Origin of the sequence: Chitinophaga rhizosphaerae (assembly GCF_003958645.1) — a bacterium.
Taxonomy (GTDB): Bacteria; Bacteroidota; Bacteroidia; order Chitinophagales; family Chitinophagaceae; genus Chitinophaga; species Chitinophaga rhizosphaerae.
Genome location: NZ_RXLO01000013.1, coordinates 23,511 through 38,593, shown reverse-complemented (window position 1 = coordinate 38,593; position 15,083 = coordinate 23,511). Strand labels below are relative to the sequence as shown.

Here is a 15,083-nt window from a genome sequence, read left to right as displayed (position 1 = left end):
TGCGATTAGAAGTTAAAGTTGAAACCAATGGCGTACACACGGCTGATAGGCTCGGAACCGGAGTTATAACCGGGACGACTGTTCACGCCGCCGATTTCACCGAGGGTGCTGCCTTCAGGATTATAACCATGGAATCCTTTTTTCGTGAAGATGAAAGGATTGCCGGCGGAAAGATAAGCGCGGAACGAATTGATGCCGAGGCGTTTGAACGCAGCATCGGGCAGGGTGTAACCCAGGTTGATGTTGCGAACGGCCAGGAAGCTCGCGTCTTCGATATAGATGTCGGAACCAGACTGGCGGGTAAGCGTGCTGAGCGCGGAGCCGGGCATTCTGCCGTCGCCGGTTTCAGAATCAGACCACCACTGGTTGGCCACGATGGAGCGGCGCATGGCACCGAGCAGCGCGCCCTGGTAGAACTGGTTTTCGTACGTGAACATTTTGGCGCCGAGGGAAGCCTGCATGGCGATGCTCAGATCGAAGTTCCTATACGTGAAATTGTTCACCATGCCGAGGATGGCTTTGGGCTGGAAGTTGCCGAGCAGTTGCTTGTCGGCCGGCGTGATAAAACCATCGCCGTTGGTGTCTTCAAAAATCGGGTTACCGGGTTTGGTGCCCGCCAGCGAAGGATATTTGCCGAGCGAAGCGGCGTCGTTAAACACGCCGATGGTGCGGTAGCCATAGTAGGAGAACATCGGCTCCCCCACCCGCAGTATCCACGACATCTGCGTGGTGCCGTCGGTAGAGATGCGCTCTTTCACGCCGCCCAGGTCTTCTACCCGGTTCTTGTTCATCGCCAGGTTGAAGTTCGTTTGCCAGGTGAAGTCCGGTTGCAGGATGTTCCTGGTCGTCAGTTCGATTTCGAACCCCCTGTTGCTCACGTCCCCGATGTTGCTCAGGCCGCTCACGAAGCCGGTGCTGGCGGGTACGGTTACCTGGTATAGCAGGTCGTAGGTACGTTTGCTATAATAATCGGCCACGATCTGGATACGGTTTTTCAACAGGCCGATCTCGATACCCACGTCCCAGCCCCTGGTTTTCTCCCAGCCCAGGTCGTTGTTTTCGAAGTTGGATTGCGCCTGGCCCTTGATCGGGGTGTTGTTGGGCGAATAGATGGCGTCCTTGATCTGGCCGAGGTACTGGAAGTCGCCGATGTTGAAGTTACCGGTGATGCCCCAGCTGCCGCGCACTTTCAGGTCGCTCACAACGTGCAGGTCTTTCATGAAATCTTCCTGTTTGATGCGCCATGCCACGGAAGCCGAGGGGAAGTAGCCCCATTTGTTGTTGGCGCCGAAGCGGGAACTGCCGTCTGTACGGATGGATGCAGACAGGAGGTATTTTTCCTTGTAGCCATAATGCACGCGGCTGAAGTAGGAAACGAGGCCCCAGGCGGAGTTCGCGGTATACGATTTGGTTGGGTCGATTACAGCGTTGTTGAGCGTGTGGATCGTTTCGTTCACGAAAGAATTCGGTACGGCGTACATGTACGAACCTTTGGAACGGTTTTTCTGGTAAGACGCGCCGGCGATGGCCGACAGGTCGTGCCCGCCGCGGAACGAAGTGTTGTAGCTCAGTACGTTTTCGTTCAGCATGTTGATGTTGGAGGTGCTGATGTCGTTACCGTTATTCTGGAAGTTGGACAGTGCATAGCTGGTCTGGAAGAAATCGGAATTGTTGTAGGCGATGGTGGAACCTACAGACGAGCGGAGGGAAAGCCCTTTCGCCAGGTCTACTTTCAGGTATGCTTCGCCCACATTGGAGAAGGTGGCGCCATAGCTGTAGGTGCCGTTGAGGATCGCGGAAGGGCTCGTTTGGCTGGAAACCGGACCGCCCCAGTAATCTTTCGGGCGGGGATAGGTGCCGTCGGGCCGCTGCACCTCCACGAAGCTGGGGATCTTGGCGAAATCGCTCATCACGCGGTCTGTCATGCGGCGCTTGCTGTAAGAGGGGTTCAGCATGAAGCCGATGGAAACGGCTTTGCTGGCTTTCACGTCCACATTGGCGCGCACGCCATAGCTTTTGAACCAGGTATTTTTCATCGTTCCGATCTCGTCTTTATACGTACCGGAAACGTAATACGTCATTTTTTCGGTGCCGCCGCTTGCGGAGATGTTGTAGCTCTGCATGGGCGCGGTCTGCATCACTTCGTCCTGCCAGATCACGTTGGCGCCATTGTTCAGGACGGGGTTAACCTGGTAGGTGGCGGGGCGGCGGGCGTCTCCCCAGACCGGGATGGAGATATCGGCGTTGGGATTGGCCCATCGCCATTCGCGGTTCTGGAATTTCACGGCGTAGTCGTAGTACTCCTGGCCGGTCATCCAGTCGTCGTGCAGGCGGGATTTGGAAATACCGGCGAAACCGTTGAAGTTGAAACGGGTTTTACCGGCCGATCCTTTCTTCATGGTCACGATGATCACACCGCCGGCGGCGCGGGAGCCGTAGATGGCGGCGGAGGATGCGTCTTTCAGTACTTCGATCGACTGAACATCGTTCATATTGATCATGCCGAGGTTGCCGCCGGGTACGCCGTCGATCACCACGAGCGGTTCGTTGCCGGCGTCGATGGAGCTGGCGCCGCGGATGCGGATGGTGGGCGCCTGGCCGGGCTGGGCGCGGTTTTGGGAGATGTTCACACCGGCGAGGCGGCCAACGAGGGCGGCTTCGGGTCGGCCGGCGGGCACCTGGTCGAGAATGGTGTTTTCGACTTTGGTGACGGCTGCGGTCACGGAACTTTTTTTCATGGCGCCGTAGCCGATCACAACGGTTTCGTTGAGCATGGTTTTGCTTTGGGAAAGCGTGATGCGGATGTTGGTCCTACCACCTACCGGCACTTCGGTCCTGTCGTAACCGATGTAGGAAACCACGAGTACGGCGTTGCTGGCGGCGCGGATGGAGAATTCGCCGGTGGGGGCAGTGGCGGCGCCATTGCTGGTGCCTTTCACGACGATGGTGACGCCGGGAAGCGGCGTTTGACCGATGCTGTCTACCACGATCCCTTTGATCTCGTGGGCATCCTGGGCATAGGCGGGCCGGGTGGAACAGATGCCGGCGAGCGCGACGAGTAACCCAAAGAGGTAAAGGTGTCTTCCTTTCATGATGCTTTGGTTAATAAAATGATGCGATTAAAAAATGATGCGTCGCGCCACTGCGCGAAGTCTTAGCTGGTCTCGGACTGCCGGGGAAGAAAAGGGGGCAAAGCCTTCCCTGTCCGCCCGACAGCAGCGTTTCTCATGTGGTATTTTAAAAATTCAAATGTTGGCTAATGCTAAACCCCTGATCGATCCGCCAAGGCCGGGTACGTACACGCAACTACTGCAAACAATGCCGGTGCTTTCCGCTTTTTTTGCTCCGGGTACGTACACGTAATATGAACGTGGTTTTCCTGGCGAATGTCCTTTCCGAATAAATCCGGTACGTACCTGCTGATCCATAACATGATTTCCCGGCAATTTTCCTCCCGAAACAAGTTCCGGGTACGTACACGTATTTTAAACGATGTCTACAAATATAAATTTCTTTCGTAAACAAAAAAATAAAAAGGAAGAAAAATTCGGGCTACATCGATCCTGTAAGCAAATTTTATTGATAAAATGTAAACGATTTTTCGTGACAGCATTTATCCTGTCACAATAGAGGGAATCTGACAGGGCCCGTTCGCCGGGAAGCCTATCTGTCAAATCAGCCCCAAAGCCGTTTCCTCCCCTCTTTCGAGATGCTTCACCAGCGTGGATTGTGCCAGCTTGAGGTCTTGCTTGCGGAGGGCGTTCACGATCTGGCGGTGCTCACGGTCCGTTTGCGCATAGTCATCCATCAGCATCTTGCCCAGTTTCATATGGAAAAGCGGGATGTTGCTGAATTGGTACAGCTCCATCAGCTTGGCGTTACAGGCCCCGGAGATGAGGGTTTCGTGGAACTTCATGTCCGCATCGCAGGCACCGCCGAGATATCCCTTTTCGACCATGGCGGTAAAGTCTTCGCAGATTTTATCGAGTGTATCCAGCAAAGCCGCGTTGGGCTTTTGCGCCAGGAGGCGGAGCGCCCCCAGTTCCAGGAGCTCCCGCAGCTCGCGGATCTCCTTGATATCGTTCGGGGTCATCGACTTCACGAAATATCCACCCTTTTCACCGAAAACAACGAGGTTTTCTCCCAACAGGCGCGTCAGCGCCTCCCGCACCGCCATCCGGCTCACCGCCGTTTTGCGCGCCCACTCGTCTTCCTTCAGGCGCATACCCGGTACGAGCTGGTTGGATAGGATCTGACGCCGGAGGTCAACATATACTTTATTCGCTAAGGAATCTGTTTTCATGGGCTATTTTGTATACAAATTTCAGCCGTAAAAGTAAACAAGAAAATCCATACCGTCAAGGTCGCCCTCCTGCTACTCCGGCTGTACATCCTGTAACTGGTACTTGATGGCATATCTCCGGGGCTGGATGGGCCGGCCGATGGCATCCGCCCAAACGTTGGCAAACGCAGCTCCGTAGTAAAAGATAAGTGAAACGTAGAAAACAAACAATAACAATAATACGGTGGAGGCAGACGCCCCGTAAATGCTGTTGATATTGCTGTACGTCAGCATCCAGCGCAGCACCAGCTTCCCGACGTTGAAGAGGATCGCGGTCACGAAAGCGCCTGTCAGCAGCACTTTCCCATTCACCCGGCCATCCGGCAGCAGGTAAAACACGAGCGCGAACCAGAGGGTGGCGGAGAGGACGGAAAGCAGGTATTGCAATGCGCTGTTGTAATACATGCCCACGTCGGGCCAGTAACGCACAAGGTATTCGCCGATAAAGGCCGAAGCCGAATCGCCGACGATCCCCAGCACGAACAATACCCCCGTGCAAAGGATGAGCGCCACGCCTTTCAGCCGCGACACCATGATCCGCCTGAAATTGCCGCGGACCACCGGCCGGATGCTCCACAGCTGGTTCACGGAGCTCGTCATCACCTTGAGCAGCGTAGTGGCCACGAACAACAGGAAAACGAACCCTATCCCCGCGATCAGCCAGTTCTGCGCAATCCCCCGGAACGCCTGCAGCGTTTCCACCACTTCGTGCGTCGCCTCCGGACCGATCACCTCCCGCACCTCGCCGAAGAGTTGCCGCGATATCAGCCGCGGCTCGAACAGCAGGCGCAGCGCCTGGATAATGATGATGAGGATCGCAGGCAGCGCGAACGTCGTGAAAAACGCCGTGGCACCCGCCATCCGCAGGGGATCGTTCACCTGTAATACATGGAACGCTTCCCTGAACGCATACACGAACGATTTCCATCGCCCCGACTTTCCTGTTTCGCTGTTGACCATAAGTGCGGCACCGCCATGGCGGCACGGCGCGAAATTATACATTTTCCTTCAGCCTGCCGTGGATGTAAACCGCATTTTACCACCAACCGCTTTGCCCCCGATACGGAGCGACTTTTACCGGGAAACAGCTCGTATCTCCCTTTCACCAGACTTTCGAAGCCGGCATCATCCGGTATTTTTCGTCTAAGCGTCCTCAAAAAATGCAATGCCCGCAAAGGGTTGGCACACCGGGCCGCGGATTTGCTGCAAATACCGCCCATCAAGCTTCAATCGAAAATGAAAAACCCCGGCATCGGGAAAGAATATCTCAGCCGATCCGCGAAAAGTACAATTTTGACCGGCATTAGCACAATGGACCGTATCCCGGAAAGCCTACTTTTGCAACATGGTTTCAAATAACAACATCCAGGAATACGAAGTCGCCATTGCAGGCGGCTCATCCGCAGGGCTCAGCGCCGCGCTGACGTTGGGGCGGACCTTGCGCAAGACCGTCGTGATAGATGGCGGATCGCCGCGCAACCGGTTTGCGGCCCATGCCCATAATTTCTTCACGCGCGACAATACCCCGCCTTCCGAGCTGCTCCGTATCGCCCGGGAACAGTTGCAGCCGTATGAAACGGTGGACCTGGTAGAAGGGTACATCACTTCCGCGTCAAAAACAGATGGCGGGTTTCTATTGAAAACGCGCGCCGGCGACACGTATTTCGCGAAAAAAATCGTGCTTGCCACCGGTTTGAAAGATGACCTGGACGATATCCCCGGGCTGGAGGAGCTCTGGGGCAACCGCGTCATCCATTGCCCGTATTGCCATGGCTGGGAAGTGCGCCGGCTGCCGGTTTGCGTGATCGCCAACGGCGAAGGCGCGGAGCATTACGCCGTCACTTTATCCAACTGGCATAGCGACATCACTTTCCTCACCCAGGGCGAAAGCCGGATCAGCGCGGAAATGACGGAAAAATTCGTGGAGAAGGGATATAAACTGAACACCGCCCCCATCAAGCGTTTGGAGAAAAATGGGGAAGGCGTGAAGATCACGCTGCAAAACGGGGACGTGCTGGAAACCGGCGCGGTGTATTACCGGCCGCAGAAACTGGTCTACCACAATTCCCTGGCGGAACAACTGGGCTGCGAAATGAGCCCCGACGGCGTGGTGACCGTCAACCCGCTGTTCGAAACCACCGTTCCGGGCGTTTTTGCCGCCGGCGACCTCACGCATGCCGGGCTTCATCAGTTATATATGTCGGCCATGGGCGGACATCTTGCCGGCACCAACGCCAATCGCCAGCTAACGCAGGAGGCCTGGTAATCAAGGCTTGGCGGCGAGTTTGTGTATGTCCCGCACTTCGATGACTTTGCTTGAATAGCCGTTGCGGGAAACTTCGATCATCGCCTTTCCCAACTCCTGCAACGTGCTCGCGAAGCCCGGGAAAAGGGAACGGAAGAAAGGGAACATCCAGCCAAGGTATTTGTAGATCGTGACGAGGTTCTTTTGCCCTTTCGTAGCTTTCAGGAGCCCTGGCCGAAACGCGAAAACTGCGCGGAAAGGGAGCTTCATAAGATCGTTCTCTGTTTTTCCCTTTACCCGCGCCCACATGACGCGGCCACGCTCTGAACCGTCTGTCCCGGAACCGGACACATAACAAAACGCGATATCGGTGTTAACAGCGGCCATCACTTCGGCCACGTGCATCGTGAGCACATATGTTTGCCGGTAATATTCCGGTTCGCTTTTCCCGACGGATGAAACACCGAGGCAGAAGAAGCAGGCGTTGTAGCCGGCAAACTGATCGGCGATGGGCTTGACATTGAAAAAATTCTCGTGGATGATCTCCTTCAGTTTTGGATGACTGTACCCCGACGGTCTGCGATTGATAATCAATACTTTTTCGACAAGCGGGTTTTGCAGGCATTCCAGGAGAACGCCCTCTCCGACCATTCCGGTGGCGCCTGTGAGTATGACGTTGAGGTTTTCTGGCATGAGGGGTTGGATTTTTTCCGAAAGTAACACAAATCCCTCAATACGGCATTCCTCTGGAATGTCCCGCTTTCCGCGAAGCGATCACCGTTCGGCCAACAGCCAGTATCAGCAGCGACAGCAGGGCAGAAACCGCCATGCAGGCGGCCATGGGAAATGCGGTATTCTCCTTGAAAAGACTCACAAACACCGAAGCCAATGCGCCTGCGCCCATTTGCAGCGCGCCCATGAGCGCAGAAGCCGTTCCTGCGTTGCGCGCGAACGGCGCCAGCGAAAGTGCGGCGGTGTTGGGGTTCACGAAGCCCAGACAGCAAAGCAAAACGGCCAACGCGCCGATCGTGCCCCAAAGGCCTAGCCATCCCCCACCCGATCCCCAAACAAATACCAGCGCGGCCACGCTCATCACAGACAACGCCACGGGCAATATCTGCTCGCTGCCGTAGCGTTTCAACAACAAGGTATTTACCTGGCTGGAACCGATAAAACCCACGCTCAGCGCGGCAAACACCCATCCATACGCTTTGTCGGACAATTGGAACACCTGCATGAAAACTTTCGGCGAACCGGAAACGTACGTGAACAATGCGGAAAACGCCACGGCACCGGTGAGCGCATAGGTATAGAATTGCGGCTCTTTCCAAACCGACCAGAAATTACGGATGATGGGCGCCGGCTTGAGCGACAGCGATGTATCCGGCCGGAAACTGTCTGGCAGCCAAAAGATGCACGCCAGCAGCATGAGCGCCCCCATCACGGCGAGTATCGTAAACACAGCATGCCAGCCTACGGCGCTGGTCACATAGCCGCCGACGGTAGGTGCCACCATGGGAGACGCGCCCACCACCAGCATCAGCAGCGCAAATACTTTCGCGTTTTCATGGACGGGGAACAGATCGCGCACCATGGCCACAGCCGCCACCGTAGCCGCACAGGAGCCCACCGCCTGGAAGAACCGCAGCCACACGAGGCCGTCCAGCGACGTGGCGAATGCACAGCCTGCCGAGGCTGCGATATAGAGCAGCAGCCCGATGTACAGGGGCTTCTTCCGACCGAAACGGTCCAGCAGCGGGCCATACAACAATTGTCCGGCGCAGATGCCGATGAAATAACTGGATAATGTCAGTCCCACTCTTTCCACATCCACTCCCAAATCTTCCGCGATAGCGGGAAAGCCGGGCAGGTACATGTCGATCGTAAAAGGGCCCAGCGCGGTCAGGCTACCCAAAATGAGGATCAGCGATAAATAAGTCGAACGTTTCAAACCGGGATTCGAATAGACGGTTGTGCTGCCTGGCCAAACCAAACGGCGCAACAGATGATGAGACAATAAATTTTAATGCAGATGGTGAAGGAGAAGCCCTGCAAAGATAGGAAATTTTCAGGTCCGCAAAATCCCCATTTCAAGCCCCCTCAGTTCCGCAAGCCCTTTCAACCGCCCGATGCCGCTGTAACCGGGATAGGTTTGCTTCGCGAGATCGTCCAGCATCCGGTGGCCGTGATCGGGCCGCATGGGCAGCGAAACGTTGCGCTGGCGCATGGTTTGCGTGAGGGCGCGCACCACACCGTACATATCTACATCACCGTCGAGATGATCGGCTTCGTAAAAATCGCCCCCCGCCAGGCGGCGGATGTTGCGCAGGTGAATGAAATGGATACGGTTGCCCAGGCGTTCGATGATCCCCGTCAAATCGTTATCCGGCCGCACGCCCAGCGAGCCGGTACAGAAACAAATACCGTTGGCGGTTTCGGGCGAAGCGTTTAAAATAGCCAGCAGATCCGCTTCCGTACTCACGATGCGCGGCAGGCCCAGCAAGGGATACGGCGGATCGTCCGGATGAATGGCCAGGCGGATGCCGCATGCTTCCGCCACCGGCGCCACCTGGCGGAGAAAGTGAAACAGGTGCGCCCGGAGCTTTGGCGCATCAATGTCGTCATATTCCGCCAGCGCCCGGAGAACGCCTTCGCGGGTAAAACGGTCGTCGCTACCGGGCAGGCCCAGGAGCGCGTTGTGGAAAAGGGTTTCGCGTTGTTGCGGCGTGAGGGATTGTAGTTTTTTTTCGGCGGACAGGATTTCTTCTGCCGAATAATCCGCTTTCGCACCAGGCCGGTTCAGCAGGAAAAGATCGAACGCGATGAACGCGGCGCGGTCGTAATACAGGGCACGAGCGCCGTTGGGAAGTTCGTAGTTCACGTTGGTGCGCATCCAGTCCATCACCGGCATGAAATTGTACGTAACCGTTGAAACGCCGCATCGGGCGAGGTTTTCCAGGCTTTCAACATATCGTTTGATATGGCCCTGGACATCTCCGCTGGATTTTTTGATGTCTTCATGCACGGGGAGACTTTCCACGACCGGCCAGCGCATGCCTTCGGCTTCGATGAGCGACTTCCTTTTTTCGATTTCTTCAATGGTCCAGGTTTCGCCCACGGGGATGTGGTGAAGGGCTGTCACGACGCCGGTGCAGCCGGCCTGTCGGATATCGCGCAGGGAAACGGGGTCTTTGGGCCCGAACCAGCGCATGGTTTGTTCCATCGGCATGAAAGTGGAATTTTAAGCGGGATTCAAAATGGGGAATTCTGCCTGAAAATCCAAACCGGGAACGCGTTTCCCGCTTCGAAAACGTTTGAAGTCGATGGAAGGGCCATGAATCCGTCGGCCAGGGCCAGCGCGGAAAGGTCGCCCGAGCCCTGGTGAGGGATGGGCAAGGCCTGCAATACCGCTTCGCCGGAAATGTATAATTTGACGGGGATGAAATATTCCACCGGCCGGGCGAACGTCAGTGTTTCGGAGAGTTTCGCCAGCACGGGTTGCGGGTCGGGCAAGCCCAGGCAAACTTCCAGCCACGGCCGGATGTAGCGGGCGTAATTGGTCATGACCGACTGCGGGTTCCCCGGCAGGGCAAACACGACCGGCCCGCCGGGCATTCTGCCGAAGCGGATTTTCTTCCCCGGCTTCTGCCCTACACCGTCCACGATCTTATCCATACCGGCTTCGGCCAGCACTTCGGGGAGATGATTGAACCGCCCGTCGCCCACGGCGCCGGTACAGATCAGTACATCGCATCTATTGAGCAAAGGGAGCAATTCCTCGGCCATGCGCGGCTTTTCATCTGCCAGGTGAACGATATCGGCGGGAATGCCCATTTCCTGCAACCCCGCCGCCAGGCTGTAAACGTTCGACATGCGGACCTGGTGCGGCTCCGGCGTTTCGCGTACTTCCACCAGCTCGTTCCCTGTGGCCACGAGCAGCACTTTGGGCAGGGCGCTTACTTTCACTTCGGCTTTCCCTGTTCCCGCCAGCACGCCGATTTCCGCGGGGCCTATGCGTACACCCGGCTCCAGCAGCGGCTTTCCGGCGTGCGCATCCGCTCCTTTGCGGTGGATGTGATGGCCGGGCTGAATGTCTCCCAGCACGGTGAACCTGCGGAACCCGTCATGCTCGGCAACCTCCAGCTGATCGAACGGAACGATGGTGTCTGTAAGGTCGGGCAATACCGATCCGCGCATCACTTCCATCCCGTCTGCCAGGTTGGCCAGTTGCAGGCGCGGCATGCCGGCGGCCTGAATGCCCCCGGAACCAAAAACGCGTTGCCCGCGCGCATAACTTTCGAATGCGATAGCGAGGCCGTTGACCGTGACGCGGTCGTATGGCGGGAGGGGCCTGTCTGCATGCACCGTTTCGCGCAGCACGCGGCCCTCCGCCGCTTCGAGCAAAACGGTGGTGACGCCGAAACCAGCGGCTGTGCGCAGCATGGCGTTGTAAGCTTCCGATACGGTCATCATAAAGGTGGGTTTTGCTTCCTCAATTTATTCAATTACAGGGAAGGCATCAAATCGGCGCTGCCAGCAAATGCGGAAAAGACTTTGTTTACAGCACACGTAATCCATCCCTCTCGCCGGAAGGAAAGACCGCTAGCGTGGCGGCCGACGGGCAGGACGGCGTCCTCCGGATACACGAATCACCCACCGGTCCCGGGAACTGCGATATGGGCATCCATAACCTGCCACCCTGGCACTCAGGAAAACGGCCCGATATGTGTGGAATGATACGCGTCAATCGCAAACGGATATGGGTCAGGACGGAACGGTTTTTGGACGCGTACCCCTGAATCCACGATCCGAACATTGTACGGGCGCGGCTTGTTATAGTAGCTTTAGCGCCAGCAAAAACCCTTTCCGGATGAAGAAATATGATGCCATCATTATCGGGGCCGGCCAGGCGGGAACACCCCTGGCGCGGAAACTCGCCAAAGCCGGCTGGCACACCGCCCTGGTGGAGCGGCGCAAAATCGGGGGCACCTGCGTGAACGACGGCTACACACCCACCAAAACCATGATCGGGGCTGCCAGGGAAGCCTATGTGGCCGGTCGCGCCCAACGCTTCGGCATCCCTTCCGATCCTTCACAAATCGATCTCCGCAAAGTAAAGGCGCGCAAGGATGAAATCGTTGAACAGGCGGTGGATGGGCTCACCAAATCCATCAGCGCTACCAGGAATCTCGATTACATCGAAGGACAAGCCGTTTTTACCGGCATGAAAACCATCGAAGTGAACGGAGAAACCCTCCAGGCCGAAAATATCTTCATCAATACCGGCGCCCGCCCCGGCATCCCGGATATCGAAGGGCTCAACACCGTACCCTTTCTCACTTCCACCACGATCCTCGACCTCACGGAAACGCCCAAACATCTTTGCATCCTGGGCGCGGGATATGTGGCCATGGAATTGGGGCAAATGTTCCGGCGCTTCGGCGCCCAGGTGACCCTGCTGGAAAAAAACACCCGCATCCTCGGGAAAGAAGATGAAGACGTGGCGGCCGAAATCCATAAAATTCTCGAAGCAGACGGCATCACGATCTGTTGCGGCGCCGATCTGCGGCGGGTTTCAACATCCAACGATCAAATATTGCTGGAACTCAACGACCGCCAGCTGACCTGTAGCCACTTGCTCATCGCCGCCGGGCGGACGCCCAACACCAACGACCTCGGGCTGGACAAAACCGGCCTCCGCACCACCGGCAACGGCATCATCCCCGTCAACGAAAAGCTGGAAACCGGGGTGCCCGGTATTTTCGCCATGGGTGATGTGAAAGGCGGGCCGGCGTTCACGCATATTGCTTACAACGATTACATCATCATTTCCAAAAACATACTCGAACAGCAACAACGAACGATCCGGGACCGGCCCGTACCTTACTGCATGTTCACCGACCCCGAGCTCGGCCGCATCGGGCTTACCGAGCAGGAAGCGCGGGAACAGGGGAAAAACGTGCTCGTCGCCAAAATCCCCATGACGAAAGTGGCGCGCGGCGTGGAATCGGGAGATACGCGGGGCTTGATGAAAGCCTTGGTGGACAAAGATTCCGGCCTGATACTCGGCGCCGCCATCCTCAGCGTCGCGGGCGGAGAGATCATGTCTGCAGTGCAGATGGCCATGATGGGCGGGCTCCGCTACGACCAGCTGCGCGACGGCGTTTTCGCCCATCCAACATTTTCGGAATCGCTCAATAACCTGTTCATGTCTATCGACCCATGATTGAAGCCAGCCAACTGAACAAATCCTTCGACGGCCGCGTGGCGGTGCAGGGCGTTTCCTTCCGCGTGCCGGAAGGCGGGCGCCTCATGCTATTGGGCACCAGCGGCAGCGGCAAAACCACCACCCTCCGGATGCTCAACCGACTCATCGACCCCGACGGCGGAACGGTACTTTTCCGCGGGCAGGACACGCGCACTTTCCGCCCGGAAATCCTCCGCAGGCAAATGGGGTACGTGATGCAGCAATACGGACTGTTCCCCCACTATACCGTCGCCGAAAACATCGCCATCGTGCCGCGGCTCTTGCATTGGGACAAGCCCCGCATCCGCCGGCGCACCGAAGACCTGCTCCACCAGCTCGGCCTTTCCTGGGACGCGCACGCCCATCAATATCCCCACCAGCTCAGTGGCGGACAACAGCAGCGTGTGGGCCTGGCGCGCGCGCTGGCGGCCGATCCGCCGGTGTTGCTTATGGACGAGCCCTTCGGCGCCCTCGATCCCGTCACCCGCACCCGCATCCGCCAGGAGTTCCTGGAGCTGGACGAATTCAAAAGCAAAACGGTGGTGATGGTGACCCACGACATCCGCGATGCGCTCGAACTGGGCGATCATATCGGCATCATGGACAAGGGCCGGATCATCCAGATGGGCACGCCCGGCGAATTGCAGCAAAACCCCGCGAACGATTTCGTGGCGGCATTCCTTCACGGCCAAACGGATGCGTCATGAAAGAATTCCTCCAATTCCTCGAAAGCCAGTCGGGCAAGCTGCTGGAACAAACGCTGACGCACATTCACCTCACACTGTTATCGGTGGCGCTGGCGATATTGGCTGGCGTGCCTTTAGGCATTCTCATTGCGCGGAAACAAAAGCTGGCGGGCATTACGCTCGGGTTTGCCGGCGTGATGCAGACCATTCCGAGTATTGCGCTGTTGGGATTTCTCATACCCTTGCTGGGCATCGGCCCCAAACCGGCGATCTTCGCATTATTCCTCTACGCCTTGCTTCCCATTATCCGCAATACCTACACCGGCATCCGCGGGGTAGACGCGACGGTGCGCGAAGCCGCCGTGGCCATGGGGATGACGCGCAGCCAGGTGCTGTTCAAAGCGGAACTGCCCCTCGCCATGCCCGTGATCCTCGCGGGCATCCGCACGGCCGCCGTCATCAATGTAGGCGTGGCCACGCTGGCGGCGTATATCGCGGCCGGGGGACTGGGAGAATTCATCTTCGGCGGCATCGCATTGAACAATACCAGCATGATCCTGGCAGGCGCCATCCCGGCGGCTTTGCTGGCGATTATGTTCGACTTCCTGCTGTCGCGCGCGCAGCAACTCAGCATGCGGCACTTCCGCTGGGCAGGCGCGGCGGCATTGATCGTGTTTGCGTTCTCCGCCATGACGCCTGCCGCCAAAGGCAAGCTGCTCGCCGGCTTCACGCCGGAATTCATGGGGCGGGAAGATGGCTGGCTGGGTTTGAAAAGGGTGTATGGACTGAAAATTCCGACAGTAGTTATCAACGACGCCGTCATGTACCAGGCCCTGCACGAAGAGAAACTGGATGTGGTGAGCGGATACAGTACCGACGGGCGCATCCGGGCATATCACCTCATCACCCTCGACGACGACCAGCTCATTTTCCCTCCCTACCACGCCGCGCCGGTGGTGCGGAAAGATGCGCTGGAGCGGTTTCCCGAGCTGGGGCCGGCGCTCGGTCTGCTGGCCGGCCGGATCAACGATTCGGTGATGACCTATCTGAATTACCGGGTCGATTACTTGAAGGAGAGCCCGGCCGCAGTGGCGCGTGGTTTTCTCGAAAAGGAAGGCCTTTTCAAACCGTCGCGGAATGGGAAAAAGGGCGTGGTGCGGATGGGGTCGAAGATATTTACGGAACAATACATCCTTTGTGAAATGTATAAAATCCTGGTGGAAGGGAACACGGAATTGTCAATTTCTTCGAAAACAGGGCTGGGTGGCACGAAAATTTGTTTTGATGCATTGACGAATGACCAGATCGACTTCTATCCTGAATATACCGGCACGGGCCTGCTCGTCATTTTGCAGGAACCCCTGACCGATAATCTCCGGCATAAAGACAGCGCCTTTAATTTCGTGCGCCGGCAATTCGATCAAAAATACGGGTTGCAATGGCTGCAGCCCATCGGTTTCAACAACGCATACGCACTGATGATGCGGGAAGAAGCGGCCCGGAAGATGGGTATCCGCAGCATTTCCGATCTCACGCGTTTCCTGGATACGCAAAAAAACTGAC

General features: G+C 57.1%; 11 protein-coding genes. 4 read left to right on the top strand and 7 right to left on the bottom strand.

From position 1 onward, the window contains the following. Positions 1 to 5 precede the first annotated feature (5 nt). The 3 genes from EJ361_RS22695 to EJ361_RS22685 form a co-directional block, all read right to left on the bottom strand. The gene (locus EJ361_RS22695) at positions 6 to 3,092 is read right to left on the bottom strand and encodes a SusC/RagA family TonB-linked outer membrane protein (protein ID WP_126248672.1); all 3,087 of its coding nucleotides are present in this window, start codon (positions 3,090 to 3,092) and stop codon (positions 6 to 8) included. Positions 3,093 to 3,670: 578 nt separating this feature from the next. Then, the gene (locus EJ361_RS22690) at positions 3,671 to 4,303 is read right to left on the bottom strand and encodes a GntR family transcriptional regulator (protein ID WP_126248670.1); all 633 of its coding nucleotides are present in this window, start codon (positions 4,301 to 4,303) and stop codon (positions 3,671 to 3,673) included. A gap of 72 nt (positions 4,304 to 4,375) precedes the next feature. Beyond that, a complete protein-coding gene (locus EJ361_RS22685) occupies positions 4,376 to 5,302 on the bottom strand; it encodes a YihY/virulence factor BrkB family protein (protein ID WP_164714382.1) in 927 nt (308 codons plus the stop codon). Between the two features lie 385 nt (positions 5,303 to 5,687). On the opposite strand from EJ361_RS22685, the gene EJ361_RS22680 reads away from it, so the two are divergent. Then, positions 5,688 to 6,608 carry an NAD(P)/FAD-dependent oxidoreductase gene (locus tag EJ361_RS22680; RefSeq protein ID WP_126248665.1) on the top strand — a complete coding sequence of 307 codons (921 nt, stop codon included), beginning with the start codon at positions 5,688 to 5,690 and terminating at the stop codon, positions 6,606 to 6,608. On the opposite strand, the gene EJ361_RS22675 is transcribed toward EJ361_RS22680, so the two are convergent. The 4 genes from EJ361_RS22675 to EJ361_RS22660 form a co-directional block, all read right to left on the bottom strand. Then, complete coding sequence (locus EJ361_RS22675) at positions 6,609 to 7,280, bottom strand: NAD-dependent epimerase/dehydratase family protein (RefSeq protein ID WP_126248663.1); 672 nt, start codon at positions 7,278 to 7,280, stop codon at positions 6,609 to 6,611. It lies immediately after the preceding gene. A gap of 37 nt (positions 7,281 to 7,317) precedes the next feature. After that, complete coding sequence (locus EJ361_RS22670) at positions 7,318 to 8,538, bottom strand: multidrug effflux MFS transporter (RefSeq protein WP_126248661.1); 1,221 nt, start codon at positions 8,536 to 8,538, stop codon at positions 7,318 to 7,320. 117 nt (positions 8,539 to 8,655) lie between these two features. Further along, positions 8,656 to 9,816: a mannonate dehydratase gene (gene uxuA / locus EJ361_RS22665; RefSeq protein WP_317126949.1), complete on the bottom strand. Its 1,161-nt coding sequence runs from the start codon at positions 9,814 to 9,816 to the stop codon at positions 8,656 to 8,658. A gap of 23 nt (positions 9,817 to 9,839) precedes the next feature. Further along, the gene (locus EJ361_RS22660) at positions 9,840 to 11,060 is read right to left on the bottom strand and encodes a molybdopterin molybdotransferase MoeA (RefSeq protein ID WP_126248659.1); all 1,221 of its coding nucleotides are present in this window, start codon (positions 11,058 to 11,060) and stop codon (positions 9,840 to 9,842) included. Between the two features lie 397 nt (positions 11,061 to 11,457). Between EJ361_RS22660 and EJ361_RS22655 the strand changes: the two genes are divergently transcribed. Genes EJ361_RS22655 through EJ361_RS22645 form a run of 3 tightly spaced genes read left to right on the top strand, consistent with a single transcriptional unit; the run spans position 11,458 to position 15,082 of the window. Continuing rightward, positions 11,458 to 12,813, top strand: coding sequence for a mercuric reductase (locus EJ361_RS22655; protein ID WP_126248657.1), 1,356 nt, complete (start codon positions 11,458 to 11,460; stop codon positions 12,811 to 12,813). Continuing rightward, positions 12,810 to 13,541, top strand: coding sequence for an ABC transporter ATP-binding protein (locus tag EJ361_RS22650; protein WP_126248655.1), 732 nt, complete (start codon positions 12,810 to 12,812; stop codon positions 13,539 to 13,541). The genes EJ361_RS22655 and EJ361_RS22650 overlap by 4 nt, the downstream gene beginning before the upstream one ends. Then, on the top strand, positions 13,538 to 15,082 hold the full coding sequence (locus EJ361_RS22645; RefSeq protein ID WP_126248653.1) for an ABC transporter permease/substrate-binding protein: 1,545 nt from the start codon (positions 13,538 to 13,540) through the stop codon (positions 15,080 to 15,082). Before EJ361_RS22650 ends, EJ361_RS22645 begins: the two co-directional genes overlap by 4 nt. Position 15,083: the final 1 nt, after the last annotated feature.

Coding starts and splice junctions, on each gene's coding strand:
- EJ361_RS22695 (WP_126248672.1), bottom strand. CDS start 3,092: ATGAAAGGAAGACACCTTTACCTCTTTGGGTTACTCGTCGCGCTCGCC.
- EJ361_RS22690 (WP_126248670.1), bottom strand. CDS start 4,303: ATGAAAACAGATTCCTTAGCGAATAAAGTATATGTTGACCTCCGGCGT.
- EJ361_RS22685 (WP_164714382.1), bottom strand. CDS start 5,302: ATGGTCAACAGCGAAACAGGAAAGTCGGGGCGATGGAAATCGTTCGTG.
- EJ361_RS22680 (WP_126248665.1), top strand. CDS start 5,688: ATGGTTTCAAATAACAACATCCAGGAATACGAAGTCGCCATTGCAGGC.
- EJ361_RS22675 (WP_126248663.1), bottom strand. CDS start 7,280: ATGCCAGAAAACCTCAACGTCATACTCACAGGCGCCACCGGAATGGTC.
- uxuA (WP_317126949.1), bottom strand. CDS start 9,816: ATGCCGATGGAACAAACCATGCGCTGGTTCGGGCCCAAAGACCCCGTT.
- EJ361_RS22660 (WP_126248659.1), bottom strand. CDS start 11,060: ATGATGACCGTATCGGAAGCTTACAACGCCATGCTGCGCACAGCCGCT.
- EJ361_RS22655 (WP_126248657.1), top strand. CDS start 11,458: ATGAAGAAATATGATGCCATCATTATCGGGGCCGGCCAGGCGGGAACA.
- EJ361_RS22650 (WP_126248655.1), top strand. CDS start 12,810: ATGATTGAAGCCAGCCAACTGAACAAATCCTTCGACGGCCGCGTGGCG.
- EJ361_RS22645 (WP_126248653.1), top strand. CDS start 13,538: ATGAAAGAATTCCTCCAATTCCTCGAAAGCCAGTCGGGCAAGCTGCTG.